This is a genomic window from Romboutsia ilealis, assembly GCF_900015215.1.
In the GTDB taxonomy this organism is placed as follows: Bacteria; Bacillota; Clostridia; order Peptostreptococcales; family Peptostreptococcaceae; genus Romboutsia; species Romboutsia ilealis.
In genome coordinates this window covers 913,020-933,743 of sequence record NZ_LN555523.1, presented here as the reverse complement: position 1 = coordinate 933,743, position 20,724 = coordinate 913,020, and the positions used below count along the sequence as shown (strand labels likewise).

Genomic DNA, 20,724 nt, shown 5'->3' with positions numbered 1-20,724 from the left:
TTATTTACTTTATAACTTAACTTTGATATTATAACTTTATGATTATAGATAATTACTTCCCTAATAAAGGAGAACATATGAAGCAAAATAAAAATATTTCTATAAAACAAATCGCACAACTTAGTGGAGTTTCTGTTGCTACAGTATCTAGAGTTATAAATAACAATGGTCGCTTTTCAGAAGAAACTCGTAAAAAAGTTATGAAAATAATAGATGAATATAATTATACAACTAATATGGCTGCCAAAAGTCTAAGGATTAGTAAGTCAAAAACTATTGGTTTAATAGTTCCAGATGTTAATAATGTATTTTTCTCTGAATTAGTTTCAGAAATAGAAAAATACTTTTTTAGTAAAGGTTATTCCGTATTTATATGTAATACAAATCAAGATAGAGCTAAAGAAAAAAGCTATTTTAAAAGTTTAGATTCTAAACTAGTAGATGGTATTATTTGTATTTCTGCTATTTCTATTGATCCAGCTGAATATATTAAAAGAAATATACCGATTGTATTTATAAATAATAAAGATTATAAGGGTTACTATTATATTGAATCAGACCACTATAAGGGTGGATTCTGTGCAACTGAAGAACTTATAAATAATGGTTGTAAGCGTATAGTTTTGCTTACTAATAATAGAAATTCATCTTCTGTTGATAATAAAATTAATGGTTTTAAAAATGCTATGAAAAAGTTCAATATACCTATCTTCAAAGAGCTTACATTAAGACTTAATTTAAAAAATGGAAGCTTTGAAGATGCTATGCAAGCTATAAATAACTTAATTGATAATAATATAGAATTTGATGGAATATTTGCTACTAATGAATGGAGAGCTCATGGTGCTTTAGTTGCTTTACAACAAAACAACATTTCAGTCCCTGATAAAGTTAAGATTGTCGGATATGATGGTACTTATGTATCTAAATACTGCAATCCTCCTATAACAACTATTTATCAAGACAAAAAGAGTTTAGCTTTTGAATCATCTGAGTTATTACTTAACTTAATCAATGAAGAAACTGTAGATAATAACAAGGATATTATAATTCCTATTAAGCTTATAAAGCGAAAAACTACTTAAAAAAAAATGAAAGTAAATTTATTATTACAAAATTTACTTTCATTTTTTTTAGTATATTTCATATTTTATTCATATTTTCTTGTTGTGCTTTTTTTACATTTTCTAACTCTTTTATAAAATCATTTCCTTGATTGTAATCTATGTATAAAAGACATGATATATCATCACTTTTTTCACTTATTCTTGTCGTTATTCTTATATGATCTTCAAGATTTTTTATTTCAAACTTATATATTAAATCAAGATGTGCATTTTCACCATTTATAATTACATCTATATCATCCTCTTTTATTTCTACTTCTACATCTTTTTGTGTATCACCTTTTGATATATTTCCAAATTTAGTATATTTATATGAATATCCTTTATAGTCAAATCTATTACTTTTCTTTATTTGGTTTAATATATACTCTCCATCCTCTACTTCTTGTAAAAACTTATCTTCTTCATAAAAATAGTACTTTGAAAAATAGTCTAATCTATATTTTCCCATAGCTTCCTCCTAATTTTAATATAAATTAGTATTTACAAAATATCTATATTTAACACAAATATATTTCTAAGTCTAGTTAAAAGTATACTTCATATAAACACCTTACTTGGCATAAGTTTTAATAATAAATAATTTATTAATATATTCATGAATTGTGGGGTGACATAGTATGTTTCATATAGGTATTGATATTGGCTCAGTAACAGTCAAAACAGTAGTTTTTGATACTAATAATAATATAGTATACAAAGAATATAAAAGACACTTTTCTGATATAAAAAAAGCTTTAATTAAAGTTTTAGTTAATATATATAACGAGCTTAATGATTCAAAAGTTACTATAATTATAACCGGTTCTGGTGGTATTGATATATCACAAATACTTAATATAAAATTTATCCAAGAAGTTATTGCATCTACTCATGCCATAGAATATTTTTACCCTGATACAGATGTTGTAATAGAACTTGGTGGAGAAGATGCTAAAGTTACATATTTAACTGGTGGAATAGATCAAAGAATGAATGGAATATGTGCAGGTGGAACAGGAGCCTTTATAGACCAAATGGCTTCGCTTTTGAAAACTGATGCATTTGGATTAAATGAATTAGCAAAAGACTATAATATAATTTATCCTATTGCATCTAGATGCGGCGTATTTGCTAAAACCGATATTCAACCTCTTATAAATGATGGTGCTAAAAAAAGTGATATTGCTATGAGTATCTTTAATGCTGTAGTTGTTCAAACTGTAAGTGTTTTGTCTTGCGGTAGAAAAATCGAAGGTAAAGTTGCTTTTTTAGGAGGTCCACTTAATTTTTTATCCAGTCTTAGAGACCGCTTTAAAAGCGTATTAAAATTGGATGATAAAGATATAATATTCCCCGAAGATGCACAACTTTATGTTGCTATGGGAGCTAGCTTGCTATCAAAAAAAGAAGAAGCCATTGAATTAAAAAATTTAATAAAAAAAATACAAAGTCTAGATATTAATGACTTTGATAATGTAGATAAATTAGAACCTTTATTTAAAGATGAAAATGATTATAATGAATTTATAAAAAGACATAATAAAGACACTATAAAAACTTATGATATAAGTAAATTTAATGGAAATTGCTTTTTAGGAGTAGATGCTGGTTCTACTACAACTAAGGCGGCCCTAATAGATGATAAAGGTAATTTATTATATACTCATTACAGTAGTAATGAAGGTAAACCATTAGAGGTCGTTATCGATATAATGAATGAAATATATAATATTTTACCACCTAATAGCAAAATAGTTTCTTCTACCGTGACAGGATATGGAGAAGGGCTTATAAAAAAAGCTTTAAAGATAGACTATGGAGAAATTGAAACAATTGCACATTTTAAAGCTGCAAAATTCTTTAATAAAGATGTAGACTTTATTTTAGACATTGGCGGTCAAGATATGAAATGTCTAAAGATAAAAAATGGCGTTATTGATAGCATAGTTTTAAATGAAGCATGTTCTTCTGGATGTGGTTCTTTTTTAGAAACATTTGCCACTTCTCTATCTATGGATATTAAAGAATTTTCACATATAGGTATTTACTCTAAGTCTCCAGTAGATTTAGGCTCTAGATGCACCGTATTTATGAATTCTAAAGTAAAGCAAGCTCAAAAAGAAGGTGCCAATGTTTCTGATATTTCAGCAGGACTTTCTTATTCTGTAATAAAAAATGCTTTATTCAAAGTTATAAAGATAAGAGATATAAATGATTTAGGAAATAATATAGTAGTTCAAGGTGGAACTTTCTATAATGATTTAGTTTTAAGAAGCTTTGAAAAATTAACTAAAAAAGAAGTAATAAGACCTTCTATAGCTGGTATTATGGGGGCTTTTGGAGCAGCTTTAATATCTTTAGAAAAATATAGCAAAGGATATAAAACTACTTTATTAAATAAAAATCAATTAAATAATATAAACTTAAATGTAGAAGTAGATAGATGCCGTGGTTGTTCTAATAATTGCTTATTAACAATAAATAAATTTTCAGAAAATGAAATATTTGTATCTGGAAACAGATGCGAAAAAGGTGAAATGATTTATAATAAAGAAAAAAAGATAGCCAATCATATAAATTTATTTAAATATAAATATAATAGATTATTTAAATATAAACCATTATCTAAAGAAAAAGCTATAATGGGTGAAATAGGTGTTCCAAGAGCTTTAAATATGTATGAGGATTATCCATTTTGGCACACACTATTTACCGAACTTGGATTTAGAGTTGTATTATCAGATAGAACTTCTAAAAAGCTATATGAAAGCGGAATAACTTCTATAGCATCAGAAACTGTATGCTACCCTGCTAAACTCGTTCATGGACACATAGAAAACTTAATAGAAAAAGGTATAAAATATATTTTCTATCCTTGTATTGTAAATGAGAAAAAAGAGGATATATATGCTAATAATAATTATAACTGCCCTGTTGTAATATCTTATTCTGAGGTTATAAAAAATAATGTTGATGGAGTAAGGAAAAATAATATAACATACATAAATCCATTTTTAAGTTTAAATAATAAAGAAAAATTAAAATCTAGAGTATATGATGAGCTTTCACAATATTTTAACATCTCAAAATCAAGCATTAACAATGCTGTTGATAAAGCATATATAGAGCAAGAAAACTTCAAAAAAGATATTCAAATTCAAGGAGAGAAAGCATTAGAAAAAATAAATGAAAACGGATTAAAAGCTATTGTTCTATGCGGTAGACCATATCACCTTGATCCGGAAATAAATCATGGAATTCCTGAGGTTATAAACTCTTTAGATATGGAGGTTCTTACAGAAGATTCTATATCTCATCTAGGAAATATTGAAAGACCTCTTAGAGTGGTTGATCAATGGGTATATCATACCAGACTTTATAATGCTGCAAATTTTGTTAAAGATCAACCTAATTTAGAACTAGTTCAACTAAACTCTTTCGGTTGCGGTATAGACGCAATTACAGTTGATCAAGTTCAAGAAATATTAAACCAAAGTTCAAAGATATATACTGTTATAAAAATAGATGAAGGAAATAATTTAGGTGCAGCTAAAATTAGACTTCGTTCTTTGAAGGCAGCAATACTAGAAAGAGATCTAAATAATAAAGCTGAAAATATTAATAATGAAAAAATAGAATATAAAAAAGGTACTTTAAATAAAAATCATACTATCTTAGCACCTCAAATGTCTCCTATACACTTTCAATTTTTTGAAAAAGCTATAAATTTAAGTGATTTTAAATTAAAAGTTTTGGATAATACCGGAAAAGATGTTATAGATACAGGGCTTAGATATGTAAATAATGATGCTTGCTACCCTGCAATAATCGTTGTAGGTCAAATTATAAATGCTCTTCAGTCTGGAAATTATGATTTAGAAAATACCTCCGTTGTAATAACTCAAACAGGTGGTGGGTGTAGAGCTACAAACTATATAGGATTTTTAAGGAAAGCAATGTATGATGCTGGATTTAAAGATATACCCGTAATATCTTTAAGCGTTAACGGTATAGAAAAAAATGGACTTATGAAAAATGTCAGTATAAAACTTATAAATAGATTATTTATGAGTATAATTTACGGAGATTTATTGATGAAGGTATTATATAGAGTAAGACCATATGAAAAAGTTAAAGGAAGTAGTAACGAACTTTATAATAAATGGGTAAAAATATGTTTAGATTCTTTAGATAAAGCTAATATATTTACTTTTAATAATAATATAAAAGAGATAATACATGATTTTGATACATTAGAAATAACAGATGAAATAAAACCTAAGGTTGGATTAGTTGGTGAAATATTAGTTAAATTTCATCCACTTGCTAATAACTCTTTAGTTGATATTATAGAAAAAGAAGGTGGAGAAGCTGTTGTTCCAGAACTTATAAACTTCTTCTATAGTTGTTGCTTTAATACTTTATATAAATATAAATATCTAGAAGGCAAATGGATAAATAAGGAAGTTGGAAAATCTGCTATATGGATTATGGAAACTTATCAAAAGACTTATAAAAAATATCTTGATAAAAGTAATCGATTTAGTTCACCTAAAAACATAGATATTTTAGCTCAAAACACTAAACAAATCATTTCGCCTTGTAACCAAACTGGTGAAGGTTGGTTATTAACTGGTGAGATGATAGAACTTATTGAGGATGGAGTTAAAAATATTGTATGTATGCAACCTTTTGGATGTTTACCTAATCACATAACTGGAAAAGGACAAATTAAAGAACTAAAAAGAGTTTATAAAGATGCTAATATAATCCCAATTGATTATGATCCATCAGCTAGTGAAACTAATCAATTAAATAGAATAAAATTAATGCTTTCAACTGCATTTGAAAATATGTAAAAAATTCGCTTCGCTTGAGCGACGTGTCGGCGAAACACTTCATGTCGCCAACGACTTCGTCCGTTACTTGAGCCACTGCGTGGGCGAAGCATTTCAAAATCTTTTTTACACTCAAAACCAATTTGTTGATATTACTTACATTCAGAATTTATCCACATTTTTTTAAGTATTATAATATCCTTAAGCGTAAAAAATACCCCGTCGGAAAATACGACGGGGTATTTTTTATAAATAAAAGACTCTCTTACGAGAGCCTTTATGAAGTCTAAACTGTCTATAATTATAATATAGTTATGTTAGCTGCTTGAGGTCCTCTAGCACCTTCAACTATATCAAAACTTACTTTTTGTCCTTCTTCTAAAGTTTTGAATCCATCAACGTTTATAGCTGAGAAATGAGCGAATACATCATCTCCACCTTCAACTGATATAAATCCAAATCCTTTTTCACTGTTAAACCATTTTACTATTCCGTTAGTCATTTTAAAATTCTCCATACCTTAATATAAGGCTTTCTTTAATATTTCATGCTTTATTAGCATAATACAATTATACACTATTATACAAAAAAAAGATACTTTTTTTATTTAATTTTTATAATTTATTTTTATATAAAGAAAATGTTCTTCATTCATTAAATAAATTATCTTTATCATTTGCTACAATTTTCATTGTTACTGTTCCATAGAAACTATTATTTTCATAAACTAACATACCATTATTAAATTGAAAAGTTGTGTGGTGTGGTAAATTTAAATTACTCCAACTTATAATATTATTTTCTTTATCATAACTACCGCTATCTAAATTTATTATATTTATAACTTTATTGTTTCTATCTTTTAATAAATTTAAATCTAATTTATAAGTATTTTCTGATGTTGCTATAGCATTAACAGTTATAGATTGATCCCAAGCAAAAAATCCACTTTCTAAACTTAAATTCGATAATTTAGATAAATCATTTATCTTATTTTTACTAATTCCAAGCACTTTTAAATTAATTAGGTTTTTGAGTACTTCTACATCTTTTATTTTATTATAGTGAAGCCCTAAATACTCTATACTCACTAAATTCTTTAATGGGCTTATGTCTTCTATTTCATTATTATTTAGATATAAATACTTTAGATTTGTTAAATTTTCTAAAACTTTTATATTATTTATGTTATTATAACTACTCCAAAGTGTAATTAATTGCTTTAGATTTTTTAGGGGCTCTATACTTGTTATTTGATTATCATCAATTTCTAAATGTTTTAAGTTCTTCAAATTACTTAATGGAGTTATATCTTCTATTTTATTGTGCCATAATATTAATTTTTCTAATTTAGCTAAGTAACCTATTTCATCTATATCTTTTATATTGTTATAAGGAAGATTTACATAAATTAAATTTTTCGCATATCTTAATCCAGTTAAATCACTTATTCCCCGGCTATCTACATATAATATTGTTATCATTGATATTTCTTCTTCTGTTATATCTTGAAGATCTTCTCTTTTTCCTATATATTTAACTAACGATTCATTTATAGCTTTTTTTAAACTAATATCTGGTATATTTATATATTTCACGGTATCACCTCATTGCAATTTCTATCATTAAGTGAAAGTTTTTTTATTAATTAGAGTATGTTAATCCATCTTTAAAGTTACCTATAATAAATAATATATATTATTGTATTTTTATGATTATGAATATTTATATTTGTTTTTGCGCCTATGTACTATGTATATGATTTTATAAATAAAATAGTATTAGATTTTTATTATAGTATATATTTTAAGACTTCTTATTTGTCATAAGGTGTAATTTATTAAAAACATTATAAGCCAGAAGTTTCAGATAATCGTCAATTTATTATCTTCTTTTATTTTATTTTAACTTATTGTAATATAGTAATATATAATATTTATAATTAGTGGAGTGATTTAATATGGAAGATATAACTATTTCAGTTGAAGAAATGATAAATTTTATATTTAAAAGATGTGATGAATCAGTAGATAAAGATACTATAGCTATGATACTTGATATACAAGAAGAATTTTTAGCTTCTTATGGACTAGTAGATATAGATGAAGATGATATTTATTAAAAAATAAGGTGTCAGAAATCCCGACACCTTATTTTTTATTTTATAATTTTAATTAATATAGATTTATTAATCTGATACTAATAAAAATTACATTTTCTTTAATTTTAAGTATTCTTGTATTGAATTTGCAACTTCTTTAGCATTTGCAACTGCTTCAACTACAGTTTTAGCTCCCGTAACAACATCTCCTGATGCAAATACACCTTCTCTTGTCGTATGCCCTTTATCATCTGTAACTAAAAGCCCATATTTATTGGTATCTAAATTCTTAGTATTTGATACTATATTATTTTTAGGACTTTGGCTAATTGCAATTATAACTGAATCAGCCTTTATTAGTTTCTCAGATCCTTCTATATTAACCATAGTTTTTCTTTCATCATCTAATTTTTTAGTGTCTATAAATATAGCACCCTCATCAGTTATTTCAACTGGAGATTTAAATAATTCAAAGTTTACCCCTTCTTTTTTTGCATCATTTATCTCTGCTTTAGTAGCAGTCATATCTTCAAAGTCTTTTCTATATACTACAGTTACATTTTTTACACCATGATACTTTGCAGTTCTTGCAGCGTCCATTGCAACATTTCCTGCCCCAATTATAATAACATCATCTCCTAGTCTATATGAATTAGGTGATTTTAAATAGTCAATTGCATAATGTACATGTCCAAATGTCTCTCCCTTTATATTTAAAGGTTTTGGATTCCATACACCAGTACCTATGAATATTGCATCATATCCGTCTTCAAATAATTTATCTATTGTTATTACCGGACCTACTAAGGCATTATATCTTATTTTTACATTTAAATCTAATAATATATTTTCTATATCATCTAAAACGCCTTCTGGTAATCTAAACTTTGGAATTCCATATCTTAAAACCCCACCTATATGTGATCTTTTCTCAAATATAGTTACCTTATATCCCTTTTTAGCTAATATTAAAGCTAATGATATTCCAGCTGGACCTGAACCTATTATAGCTATTCTTTCATTTAAGTTATCTTCTTGTTTTAATTTAACATTTTTTAAGTAATTACTAGATATAAAACGCTCTATTTCATAAAAATCTACTGGTTTATCTTTTATTCCCCTTATACAATTTCCTAAACATTGATCTTCATGTGGGCAAACCACTCCACAAATTGCTGATAAAGGGTTATTATTAAATAATATTTCTCCAGCTTCTTCTATTTTATTTTCTTTAAATAACTTTATTATTTCTGGTATTGGTGTATCAATTGGACAATTTTTTTTACATTTTGGAACTTTACATGTAAAACATTTATTAGCTTCTTCCCTTAATTCATTAATATCTATTACTTTCATAATTACCTCCCATAACTCAAAAGTAAAATTAGGTTTATCCTTTTTAATTATTATTTTACTTTTTTACATTTACCCAATTATAAATTTATATTTATATATTTATAAAGATTTAATTACTTTTTATTTCACTTAATCCAATATACTTTATTTCATATTAAGTATTATTTTATAATTTAATGAAAAATTCTAATATTATTTATTATACTATCAATTCTATTAAAAGTCTTTAATTTATACATATATTGTAATAATAATTTTATATTTATTATAATATATATATCATATTACCATATTCATCTGCTATAATTATTTCAATATTATTTTTAAGAAAAGAGGTTATTTAAATGGAAAAAAAGCAATATGTTTGTCCTAAGTGCGAAAATACATCTTATGAAAGTGATGAATTTCAAGCAACAGGTGGAAATTTCGCCAAAATATTCGATATCCAAAACAAAAGATTTATTACTATAAGCTGTAAAAAATGTGGGTATACAGAATTATATAAGGGCACTACATCTGATGGATGGAACATATTAGATTTCCTTATGGGCTAATTGATTACTTTAAGAATTTATATATATTCTTTTAAGTATTATAATATCCTTAAGCGTAAAAAAGTTATGGGTTATCCCATAACTTTATATACTATATATATCAGAAAATTCTATATTACATTTTTCAACGTGATAATCTCTATTTTCACATTTTAATATAACATTTTCTTCTTTTAAAATTTTAATAGGTATATTAAATACAAATTCAGTTCCTTTACCTATTTCACTAAATACTTCTATTTTACCTCCATGCATTTCTACAATGGATTTTACAATAGATAAACCTATTCCACTACCTTCACACCTTCTAGATAGAATATCATTTACTTGTCCAAATCTATCAAATATTATTTTTAATTTATCTTTTGGTATCCCTACTCCATTATCTTTTACAGATACAACTATATCTTCATTTACTTTATTTAAAGATACATGTATATCTCCATTATCATCCGTATACTTAATTGCATTTGATAATAAATTTAACATTACCCTTTCCATTTTATCTGCATCACAAGCTAATATTACTTCTTCTAAATCTGTATTAAATGATAAATTTATTTTTTTATGCTTAACATATTCTGATATAGATAAAGTTATATCTTTTATTACTTTCACCATATCATAATTAGAAAGCTGTAAATTATAATATCCTATGTCAATTCTACTTATATCTATTAAATTATTTACTAATCTTAATAATCTATATGAGTTCTGTTTCATTATACCTACATGTCGTATTAAATTTTCTTTATTTATATTATCTAAATCTATATTTTTATTTATTAATTGAACAATTCCAAGTATTATATTTAACGGTGTTTTAAATTCGTGAGATATATTTCCCAAAAATTCATTTCTTATACTTTCTAATTGAATAGCTTCTTCTAATTTTTTCTTTTCTTCTTCTACTTCTTTTCTTTTTGTAATATCTATGCCTGTAAATATAAATATATTTTTATCTTTGACATATTTCGAACTTAGTTCTATCCATCTATAACTACTATCTTTGCATAAGAATCTGATAGCTAAATGTTTTATTTCTTCTTCTATACAATCTGGGTCATATAAATTTTCTAATATATCAATATCATCAGGATGTATAAAATCACTATAATGCATAGTTTTTATTTCTTCTTCACTCCAACCAAGTATTCTTTCCCAAGAATCATTAACTTTAATCGCATAACCATCTATATTTGCTATTGATTTTAAATCTACTGATACATCTAAATAAAGACTTAATTCCTCTTCTAATTCTTTACGCTTTTGATTTTCTAATTTTAATTCTGTAGATAGTCTATAATTTTTTATAAGCATTGCAAGTCTTTCTGCAATTTCTTCAAATAAAGTATCTTGATTATATTTAGGTGCTTCTTTTTCACTATAACTCATAGCTAATGTACCTATTAATTCATTCTTTACTATCATAGGATATACGCAAGCATATTTTATGCCATCTCTAGACTCCATATCCACATCTATTTCTTCTATATCAGTCTTTGTTATTAGTTTATTTATACCTTTAAGTCCCCTAAACGTCTTGCCATCTAAAATTGCTTTTTCGTTATCTTTACTAATCTTTATTTTATCAACTCTAGCAAGCACTTTAGCTGCATTTTTTAACTTTATAGATGTTTCAAACTCTAAAGTATCTTTATTATAAAGATTTATATTTAATCCTTTAGCATTTGTGCTCTCTATTATGTTATTTGATATATCATTTAATGTATTGTATATATCAAAATTACTATTATTATTTTCATCAATAACTTTACTATATTTTTTAAATATATTATCCTTAACTATTTTTTGTAGCTGGATATCTTTAGATATCCCCATTATATATTTTAAATTATTATTTTCATCATATATAGGTGATTTATAATGTTCATACCACCTATCTTTACCATTTATATTTATTTCCTCATCATATAACTTAGCTACTTTACTCTCTTTTACAACCTTATCCATTTTTATAAATGAATCTGAAATATTTGACGGAAAAATCTCATGATCATATCTACCTATCATCTCTTCTTGAGTCTTACCTAAAAAATTTGCTAAAGTTTTATTTGCATATATATATTTTCCAGAATCATCTTTAATATAAGTTCCTAAATATAAATTATCTAATAATAACTCCATATATTCTTTTGTAAGAATGGAGTCATTTATATCTTTTGACACAATAAATAAACATTTTTTACTTTTAAACTCATCTATAAATAGCTTACTATCTAATTTTATTTTTTTATCGTTTTTTGTTATAAATTCCAACTCTTTATTTATTCCATTTTTATCAATTGGTATTTTATCTATTTCTAAAGAATTATTAGTTAGAATTTCATTTATATTTAGTTTATATAATTCACATTCTTTATATTTGAATTTATCTAAAAATTTACTATTAGCAAAGTTTATTTTTCCGTCATAATCAGCTGTTAAAATATATTCGTCTACTTTTTCTAATAAAGCTTCCATTTATCCTCCCCAATGCTACATCTATAATTAAAATTATACCACTTTTTCCATATTTTATAAAATAAAATTAAAATATATTTTTAAAATTTATTTATATTTTTTGCAAACAATTATTATTAGGATTTAAACTACATCTTTTAATAAATAAAAATACTTTTGTAAGGTATATTAAATAATAAATAAAAAATTCGCTTCGCTCATGTCGCCAACGACTTCGTCCGTTGCTTGAGCCACTGCGTGGGCGAAGCATTTCAAAATTTTTTACGCTCAAAACCAATTTATTGATATTACTTACATTCAGAATTTATCCACATTTTTTAAGTATTATAATATCATTAAACGTAAAAAAATCCTAAAGATTTAAAATGAATCTTTAGGATTTTTATTTTATTATAATAATTATATATTATTCTTCTCTAAATATTTTATAAAATAATAGTTATATAACTTTAATTTTATCTTTATTTTTTTCATAGCTAATTATAGGACCATCATAACTCTTATCACAAATAATAACATCAGATATTTTACTAATTGAAATAATCATATACTCTTCTTTATAGCAATATAAGCATAACCCTTCTTTTTTTAATACAAAAGATATAGGGTATACTTCAAGTTTTTTATCTTCTATTTCTAATTGAATAAAAGATTTCTTATCAAAAGCTATATCAATATCTTCGTATATTGTATTCTTATTATCAAATTTATCTTCGTACAAATCTATTACGAATCGTTCTTCAATATTACTTAAGATTTTAGAGCATCTCTCTTTATCAACTGATTTGAATTTATCAATTAAAAAAGAGTCACTTATACTTTTGCTTATATTTTCACCTATATATAGTGCAAGTATTAAATTCTTATAATCACTATCTCTAAGCAAATGTTTTGCGATTACATAGTTTTTATCAATTTCTAAACCGCCATTTACACCTCTATAAAAAATTATAGGTATTCCAAGTATTGATAATTTATCTAAATCTCTTCGTATTGTTTTCGTAGATACATTAAAAATTTCAGCTAATTCTTTAACAGTAACTTTTGAATTAATTCGTAATAGATAAAATAAAATATCTAATAATCTCATATTTGTTTCCTTTCAAGTTGATGACTATATTGTACTAATGTGTCCTTACTTGTTATTTTTTAACCAGCTTATTGCACTGTATGCATGTAATGCAGCACCTGTTGGTAATATATCTTCATTAAATACTACATTTTCATTGTGAGTTGGAAGTCCGTATAAAGGATTTTCATTCTTAGCTCCAGCTCCTATTATATAATATAAACTTGGTACTTCATGTGAGAATGATGCGAAATCTTCAGATCCCATTCCTCCACCTTCAAACATTACTATAGCTTGTTCTCCAACTATATCTTTCATATATCCAGTGATTTCATTGGCGAAACCTTTTTCGTTAGTTAATGGTGGTACAGACGATAATTCTATAAGTTTAGCTTCTCCTCTAAGCAATTTAGCAGTAGAAGTAACTATTTCATCCATTCTATTGATTACGAATTCTCCCATTTCTTTATCTAAGTATCTAAATGTACCTTCCATAACAACTTCACCTGGTATTATGTTTGGAGCTTCTCCTCCAACAAATTTACCTATAGTTATAACTGCTGGATTAGTAGCAGCTATTTCTCTTGTTAATATAGTTTGTAAGCTTTCATATATTTTAACTGCTATATTTATTGGATCTACACCAGTTTCAGGCATTGCTCCATGACAACCTGTACCATTTACAACTATTCTAAATCTATAACATCCACCTATACTTGTTCCAAGACCACAAACTATCACATTTGATGGTGTTCCTGAGTGAACGTGTGCAGCCATAGCTGCATCAACTTTAGGATTTTGAAGAACTCCAGCTTCTATCATTTTCTTAGCTCCTGTAAATCCTTCTTCGTCTGGTTGGAATACTAATTTAACTGTACCTTCTATTTCATCTTGGTTTTCTTTAAGTAATTTAGCAGCTCCAAGTAACATTGCAGTATGCATATCATGTCCACAAGAATGCATGCATCCATTAGTTGCTTTAAATTCTACTTCAGCTTTTTCAGCCATTGGTAAAGCATCCATATCAGCTCTTAGTAAAAATACTTTTCCTGGTTTTGGTCCAGATATAGTAGCAACTATTCCACTATCACATATTTCTTTTGGTTCATAACCAAACTCTCTTAATTTGTCCATAACAAACTTAGTTGTCATTGGTAAATGAGTACCTACTTCTGGATTAGCATGTATTGTTCTTCTGTATGATACTAATTCATCTTTTATAGCTAGTGCTTGCTCCATCATTTTGTTCATAATTGTACCTCTTTCCATGTTGATTTTATGTAATGTTTGACTTATAGCCACACATAAATCCTACTTAAAGTATTACCCATATTTCATAGATTTTATACTTATTTGAGCATATTCATATGAGCTATATTAAAATAATAACAAATAAAATGGACATATATAGTCCACTTTATTATTATTATTTTAAAAATATTAAATTTATATATATTACAGTAAATTTCTACATTTTTATACTTCTTTACACTTAGTTACTAATCCATCTGATCCTTTGTCATAATACTTATTAATATCTCAAATTCATTAGAGAAATATATATTATTAGTTATTAAAAATAATAAAAAATTCGCTTCGCTTGAGCGACGTGTCGGTGAAACACTTCATGTCGCCAACGACTTCGTCCGTTGCTTGAGCCACTGCGTGGGTGAAGTATTTCAAAATCTTTTTACGCTCAAAACCAATTTATTGATATTACTTACATTTAAAATTTATCCAGATTTTTTTAAGTATTATAATATCCTTAAGCGTAAAAAAGACGTAGATATTATCTACGCCTTTTTATTATTCTATAATTATATTTTAAATATATTTTTTACTTTATTAGAATCGATATTAGTTGTTTTTTTCGTTTAATTTCTTCATACCTATAGATGTGAATATTAATAATCCATATGATACAACTATAAATCCTAATATAACATACCATGCAGGAGTATATCCAAAATTATCAACTAATAATCCAAATACTGTTGAACCTGCAGCAAATCCTACAGCAAAGAATATTTGAACCACACCTAATATAGTTCCGAAATCCTTTTGTCCAAAGAATGAACCTGTTAACATAGAAGGTCCTATCATATATGCAAATACTGATAAACCTTTTAATGCTGCAAATATGAATGCAAGGAATGCTAATTGTTTACAGAATATTAAAGATAAACATGCTATTGCAGCTAATGCAAATGCAACTACAAGTCCTTTAGTTACACCTAATTTATCAAATATTACACCACCAACTAAGTTTCCAAATAAACAGAATAATGCAAATACAGAACCTACACTAGCAACCATAGTTGGACTTAATTTTACATCAGATGTTAAATAAGCTGGGTATTGAACTGCTAAAGCTGATACATACATACCTAATGCGAATAACCCTATTCCCAATATCCAGAAATATTTAAGTTTACTAGCTTCTTTAAATGTATATCCAAAATCAGCAGTAGTAGCAGCAGCTTCTGATAAGCTACTTTTACCTCTTACAACTTCATCTTCATTCTTAGGCATTCTTAATAAGAATATAGAAACTGGTATACCAACTATTAAAGATAATGCCCCAAATAACATATAAGACTTACTAGCACCGTTAGTTGCAAGAGATGATACAACTAATTGTTGTAAGAATATATTACCTAATCCACTACCAGCAAATGCTAGACCCATAGCTTTTCCTTTAGTTTCTTCATCAAACCATCTGTTTATTAAAAGAGGTACCCCTATTGAAGATATAGCCGCTGTACCAACTTGAACTATACCAGCAACAATATAGAATTGCCATAATTCTTGACACATAGAGAATGCTAAGAATCCTCCACCAGAAAGTATACATCCTACGATGTACATTACCTTAACGTTTACTTTATTAAATAAAGTACCTATAAATGGTGATGCTACAGCAGATACAATTGTACCTAATGTGAAGATTAATGAGAATCCAGCAAGTGTAAATCCTCTTTCTTCTACAACGTAACTAACAAATTGTGGTTGTATGTTAGATGCTACACCAAATGGTATTGCTTGAATAAGCATACATGCAACTACTATTACCCATGCAGTTGCAAATCTTTTTTTGTTGTTAGAATTGCTCATTTTTATAATTTCTCCTTATTTAGTTTTAATTCTATATTTTAATACAAACCATACTAACATAGTCTCTATTAAAAACGATACTAATATAACCTCTATTAAAATATGTATATAATTAAGATGCTTTATTATTAAGCAACATAATTAACAATTGTAATTGTTCTGCTTTTTAAAACTATACTTATCTTAATAGACAAATATAGTTTTAACTACTAAATGTTATTTTATACTACTTAATTAGTATAATATCTTTAAGTATATAAGTCAACAAAAAACGCCAAAAAAAATCATATTTTTTAAATAAATTCGATAAATATATTATAAATAAAATTTTTACTTTATTTAAATAACATTTCGATAAAGTATTTTAACTTCCCCATATAATCTATCTCTTATATTTCAAACAACTTCCTAAGCTGCTTGAACCACTGAAAGTAAAAAAGATGCTATTTTATATTAGCATCTTTCTTATTTTTTATGTTTTTAAATAAATTATACGCTTATTAATTTATTTAAAATTTAAATTTTTATAGCTCAGAAGCTACACTTTCATTTTTATCATCTATAATATCTACCGTATCTGGAATACCTATCGTAAACCTACTTCCTACATTAAGTTCACTTTCAAGTTTAATATATCCCCCATGAAGTTCTACTATATACTTAACAAGTGTAAGTCCAATACCACTACTACTTGTTTTCACGGCTTTTGTACCATCAACTTGTGAAAATCGTTTGAATATAAATTCTTGATCTTCTTTTGATATTCCGATTCCTGTATCTTCTATAGTTATCTCAATATTGTTTTTAACTTTTTTAATGTATATTCGAATTTCTCCACCCTCTTGAGTAAATTTAACTGCATTAGCTAATAAATTAATTATGCATCTTTCTATTTCAACTTCATCACAAGATATAATTTGTTCTTCCATATCTGGATCAATTATCAAGGAGATTCCTTTATCTTCTATAAATTTACTCATATTAAGTGCAGTTTCTTCAACTATATATACTATGTCATTATTTTTTTTATTAATTTTATACTTACCAGTCTCTATCTTAGAGCTATCTATAATATCATTTATAATTTTTAATAAATTGTCACAACTTTTATTTATGATTTCCATATACTGATTAAAGTTTTCATATGTACTATCTTTACTACGTAATTTTATCAACTGAATTGTTGATGTTATAACATTTATTGGTGTTCTCAATTCATGAGATAAATTTACAAAATAATTATTTTTAAACTTTTCATTATTTATTATTTCTTTATTTAATCTTTCATTCTCTTGTAATTGCTTATTCAAGTTAATTGTCTTTTGATTTACTAAGCGTTGTAATATTTTTACGTAATTAAATATGTATATAAATAATGCTACTATTATAGATAGGTATATTATATACGCTAAAGGTGTTTTCCAAATCGGACGTTTTACTCTTATATTAATCTTTGTTTCTTTGGTTAATTCGCCATGTCCATCCCTAGCTCTTACTTTTAGAGTATATTTTCCTGAGGTTAATGATTTAAACTCTATATTACTTCTAGAATCAATGTATATCCAGTCTTTATCAATTCCCTCAAGCATGTATTCATAGGTTATATTATTCAAACTTTCATAATTAGGTAAAAAACAATTAATAGATAAATTCTTATAATTATAATCTAAGACAAGCTCTTTTCCATCGTAAACAACCTTATTTTCTCCAATATAAATTTCATCAATTACAACATCATTTTTATTTACTTTGTAATCTGTTATGTCATCTGGATTAAAAAATATACATCCATCTGTACTACCAAATATAATGGTTCCATTTTTAACTTTCAAACTTGCATTTAAATTAAATTGACATTCATATACCCCATCCCATTTCGTAAAATTCATAAAACTCTCTTTTTCTATATCAAATTTATTTAATCCTTTGTTTGTACTTATCCAAATATCACCATTATCATCAATTATAATTGAATTTATAAAATTATTGCTTAATCCTTCAGCTGTAGTATAGGAAGCAAATTTATTTGTTTCTAAATCAAATTTAGTAAGACCTACATTTGTACCTATCCATAAATTATCTGAATTATCAAATTTCATACAGTTTATATAAAGATTCATTAAATGACCGTCAGTATGCATATTGTAAGTATATTTTTTTATAATTCCTTTTTGCTTATGAAATTTAACTAACCCCGTATCTATTCCACCTAACCAAATAATATCTTCATCTTTATTGTCTTGTAGTATATAATTTATTCCTCCTGGATTTATTCCAAGCTTTCTCATATCTTCAGTATAGTATGTTTTTTTCCCAGAATTTATATTATAGCTCAAAAAATTAGATGTACTTGCTATCCATATATTTTTTCCATCACTATAAAAATATCTTAACTCTGGATAGTAATCATCTTCAAAAAACTTTTCTATATATGAATGATTTTTCGTATCCAAAGCTACTAATTCCTTATTAGTTACTATAAGAATATACTGATCATCTATTTTAAACATATTCTTTATATATACTTCACTTAAACTAAAATATTTCTCATCATATATTTTTCTTACTAAATCGCCGCTTTTTTCATCATATATTTCTATTCCCTTAAATTTAGTAGCTAGCCATATATAATTATTATGCTGCAATACAGATACAATATTTTTTTCTTCATCTTTGTTAATATAATTAAACATAGTATTAGTATTTAATATATTAATTCCTTTATCTGTCCCTATCCATATTATTCCATTAAAATCTTCATAAAAACAGGTTATAATATTACTACTAATTGGATTTTTTAAATTTATATTTTTTTTAATTATATCAAATTTATTTTTATCTCTAGAGTACTTAATTACACCATTACTACTAGATATCCATGTATTATTTTCACTATCATTGAATATAAAATTATTATAAAGTTTTATTTTATTATCTTTAAAAGTATAAGTATCAGCTATACTTTTATCATTTATATTATATTTTATAATTTTATCTTTATTAACCATAAATACAAAATCATTTTGATTTTTATTTAGATTATAGGTAAAGATACCTTTCTTAGTTGATATCCACATAGTTTCAAAATTATCTTTTGATAAATAAGAAATAAATAAATTATCTTTATTATTACTAGTTATATTAGAATTTTTATCTATTATATTTATACCTTGTGGAGTTCCTACCCATAATAAATCATTTCCACTTTCTGCTAAACAAGTTATAGCTGAACTAGTCAATGAATTCAAATTATTTTGTTCATGATAAAAAGCTTCAATAGTCTTATTTTCAATATTTATTTTGAAAAGTCCTTTTTCTGTTCCTACCCACATAATATTTTTTTCATAGCTACTCTTTAATAATGATGTTATTTTTAAATTACCTAAATTATATTTATCTTCTGTATCTCGTATTCTTATAACAGTGTCTGTATCACGAATTAAAAAATCTAATCCATGATCTGTAGCTATCCATATGTTACCGTATGAATCTTCTTCTATATCAGTTATATATGTTGAACTCAAAGTATTTTTATCTTTAAAATTGCAGTTATATATTTTTATTCTTTCACCATCATATCTATTAAGTCCATCTTTTGTTCCTATCCACATATATCCTTTACTATCTTGAAATATTGATGTAATATATTCATTTGAAAGCCCTTCATCAGTAGATATATTTTCAAATCCTACAGTATTTAATATTTCTGCTGATGCTTTTATCGGAATTAACATATTAATTAAAATAAATATTATTAATATTTTTAATCTCATGTATTTTTTATCCTCACATTATTAAATCTAATATATTATCGTTAAATTATATTTTTTGTTGTTTTTATAATAAATCTAGATGCATTATCTTCGTATTTACTCTCATAAATTATTCTATTTAATGGGATATTTTAACAAAATATAAGTTTACATCTTTATTAACTAAATAAAACAATGCTCAAATCATATTGTCATATAGTGCATTTTTAAAAATCATGTTATAAATGCTATCTACATAATTTTACTTATTGTACTAATTATACTTGATAACTCAATTTACGACACTTTACTTAATTTATCAGAAAAATATAATATCATATTCTCGC

At 25.5% G+C, this 20,724-nt stretch carries 13 protein-coding genes; 4 read left to right on the top strand and 9 right to left on the bottom strand.

Annotated elements, in window-relative coordinates; translation table 11 throughout:
• Positions 1 to 77 precede the first annotated feature (77 nt).
• On the top strand, positions 78 to 1,085 hold the full coding sequence (locus CRIB_RS04405) for a LacI family DNA-binding transcriptional regulator (protein WP_180703323.1): 1,008 nt from the start codon (positions 78 to 80) through the stop codon (positions 1,083 to 1,085).
• Between the two features lie 58 nt (positions 1,086 to 1,143).
• Here the strand turns inward: CRIB_RS04405 and CRIB_RS04400 are convergent, their stop codons facing one another.
• Positions 1,144 to 1,578, bottom strand: coding sequence for a hypothetical protein (locus tag CRIB_RS04400; RefSeq protein ID WP_180703322.1), 435 nt, complete (start codon positions 1,576 to 1,578; stop codon positions 1,144 to 1,146).
• Between the two features lie 169 nt (positions 1,579 to 1,747).
• Between CRIB_RS04400 and CRIB_RS04395 the strand changes: the two genes are divergently transcribed.
• Positions 1,748 to 5,968: a 2-hydroxyacyl-CoA dehydratase gene (locus tag CRIB_RS04395; protein WP_180703321.1), complete on the top strand. Its 4,221-nt coding sequence runs from the start codon at positions 1,748 to 1,750 to the stop codon at positions 5,966 to 5,968.
• 280 nt (positions 5,969 to 6,248) lie between these two features.
• Here CRIB_RS04395 and CRIB_RS04390 read toward each other — a convergent pair whose 3' ends face one another.
• Positions 6,249 to 6,449, bottom strand: a complete 201-nt coding sequence (locus tag CRIB_RS04390; protein WP_180703320.1) for a cold-shock protein — start codon at positions 6,447 to 6,449, stop codon at positions 6,249 to 6,251.
• A gap of 145 nt (positions 6,450 to 6,594) precedes the next feature.
• Positions 6,595 to 7,545, bottom strand: a complete 951-nt coding sequence (locus CRIB_RS04385; protein WP_180703319.1) for a leucine-rich repeat domain-containing protein — start codon at positions 7,543 to 7,545, stop codon at positions 6,595 to 6,597.
• A 362-nt stretch (positions 7,546 to 7,907) separates the two neighbouring features.
• Here CRIB_RS04385 and CRIB_RS04380 point away from each other — a divergent pair, with 362 nt between their 5' ends.
• On the top strand, positions 7,908 to 8,069 hold the full coding sequence (locus CRIB_RS04380; RefSeq protein WP_180703318.1) for a hypothetical protein: 162 nt from the start codon (positions 7,908 to 7,910) through the stop codon (positions 8,067 to 8,069).
• An 87-nt stretch (positions 8,070 to 8,156) separates the two neighbouring features.
• Here CRIB_RS04380 and CRIB_RS04375 read toward each other — a convergent pair whose 3' ends face one another.
• Positions 8,157 to 9,404 carry an NAD(P)-dependent oxidoreductase gene (locus CRIB_RS04375; protein ID WP_180703317.1) on the bottom strand — a complete coding sequence of 416 codons (1,248 nt, stop codon included), beginning with the start codon at positions 9,402 to 9,404 and terminating at the stop codon, positions 8,157 to 8,159.
• A gap of 344 nt (positions 9,405 to 9,748) precedes the next feature.
• Between CRIB_RS04375 and CRIB_RS04370 the strand changes: the two genes are divergently transcribed.
• Positions 9,749 to 9,958 carry a zinc ribbon domain-containing protein gene (locus CRIB_RS04370; protein ID WP_180703316.1) on the top strand — a complete coding sequence of 70 codons (210 nt, stop codon included), beginning with the start codon at positions 9,749 to 9,751 and terminating at the stop codon, positions 9,956 to 9,958.
• Between the two features lie 84 nt (positions 9,959 to 10,042).
• Here the strand turns inward: CRIB_RS04370 and CRIB_RS04365 are convergent, their stop codons facing one another.
• From CRIB_RS04365 to CRIB_RS04345, 5 genes are all read right to left on the bottom strand, one after another.
• Entirely contained in the window at positions 10,043 to 12,442 is a 2,400-nt protein-coding gene (locus tag CRIB_RS04365; RefSeq protein WP_180703315.1) for a PAS domain S-box protein, read from the bottom strand.
• A gap of 439 nt (positions 12,443 to 12,881) precedes the next feature.
• On the bottom strand, positions 12,882 to 13,532 hold the full coding sequence (locus CRIB_RS04360; protein ID WP_180703314.1) for a helix-turn-helix transcriptional regulator: 651 nt from the start codon (positions 13,530 to 13,532) through the stop codon (positions 12,882 to 12,884).
• A gap of 45 nt (positions 13,533 to 13,577) precedes the next feature.
• Entirely contained in the window at positions 13,578 to 14,762 is a 1,185-nt protein-coding gene (locus CRIB_RS04355; protein WP_180703313.1) for a M20 metallopeptidase family protein, read from the bottom strand.
• Between the two features lie 606 nt (positions 14,763 to 15,368).
• Entirely contained in the window at positions 15,369 to 16,625 is a 1,257-nt protein-coding gene (locus tag CRIB_RS04350; RefSeq protein ID WP_180703312.1) for a conjugated bile salt MFS transporter, read from the bottom strand.
• A 524-nt stretch (positions 16,626 to 17,149) separates the two neighbouring features.
• On the bottom strand, positions 17,150 to 20,398 hold the full coding sequence (locus CRIB_RS04345; protein WP_180703311.1) for a sensor histidine kinase: 3,249 nt from the start codon (positions 20,396 to 20,398) through the stop codon (positions 17,150 to 17,152).
• Between the last annotated feature and the right edge of the window lie 326 nt (positions 20,399 to 20,724).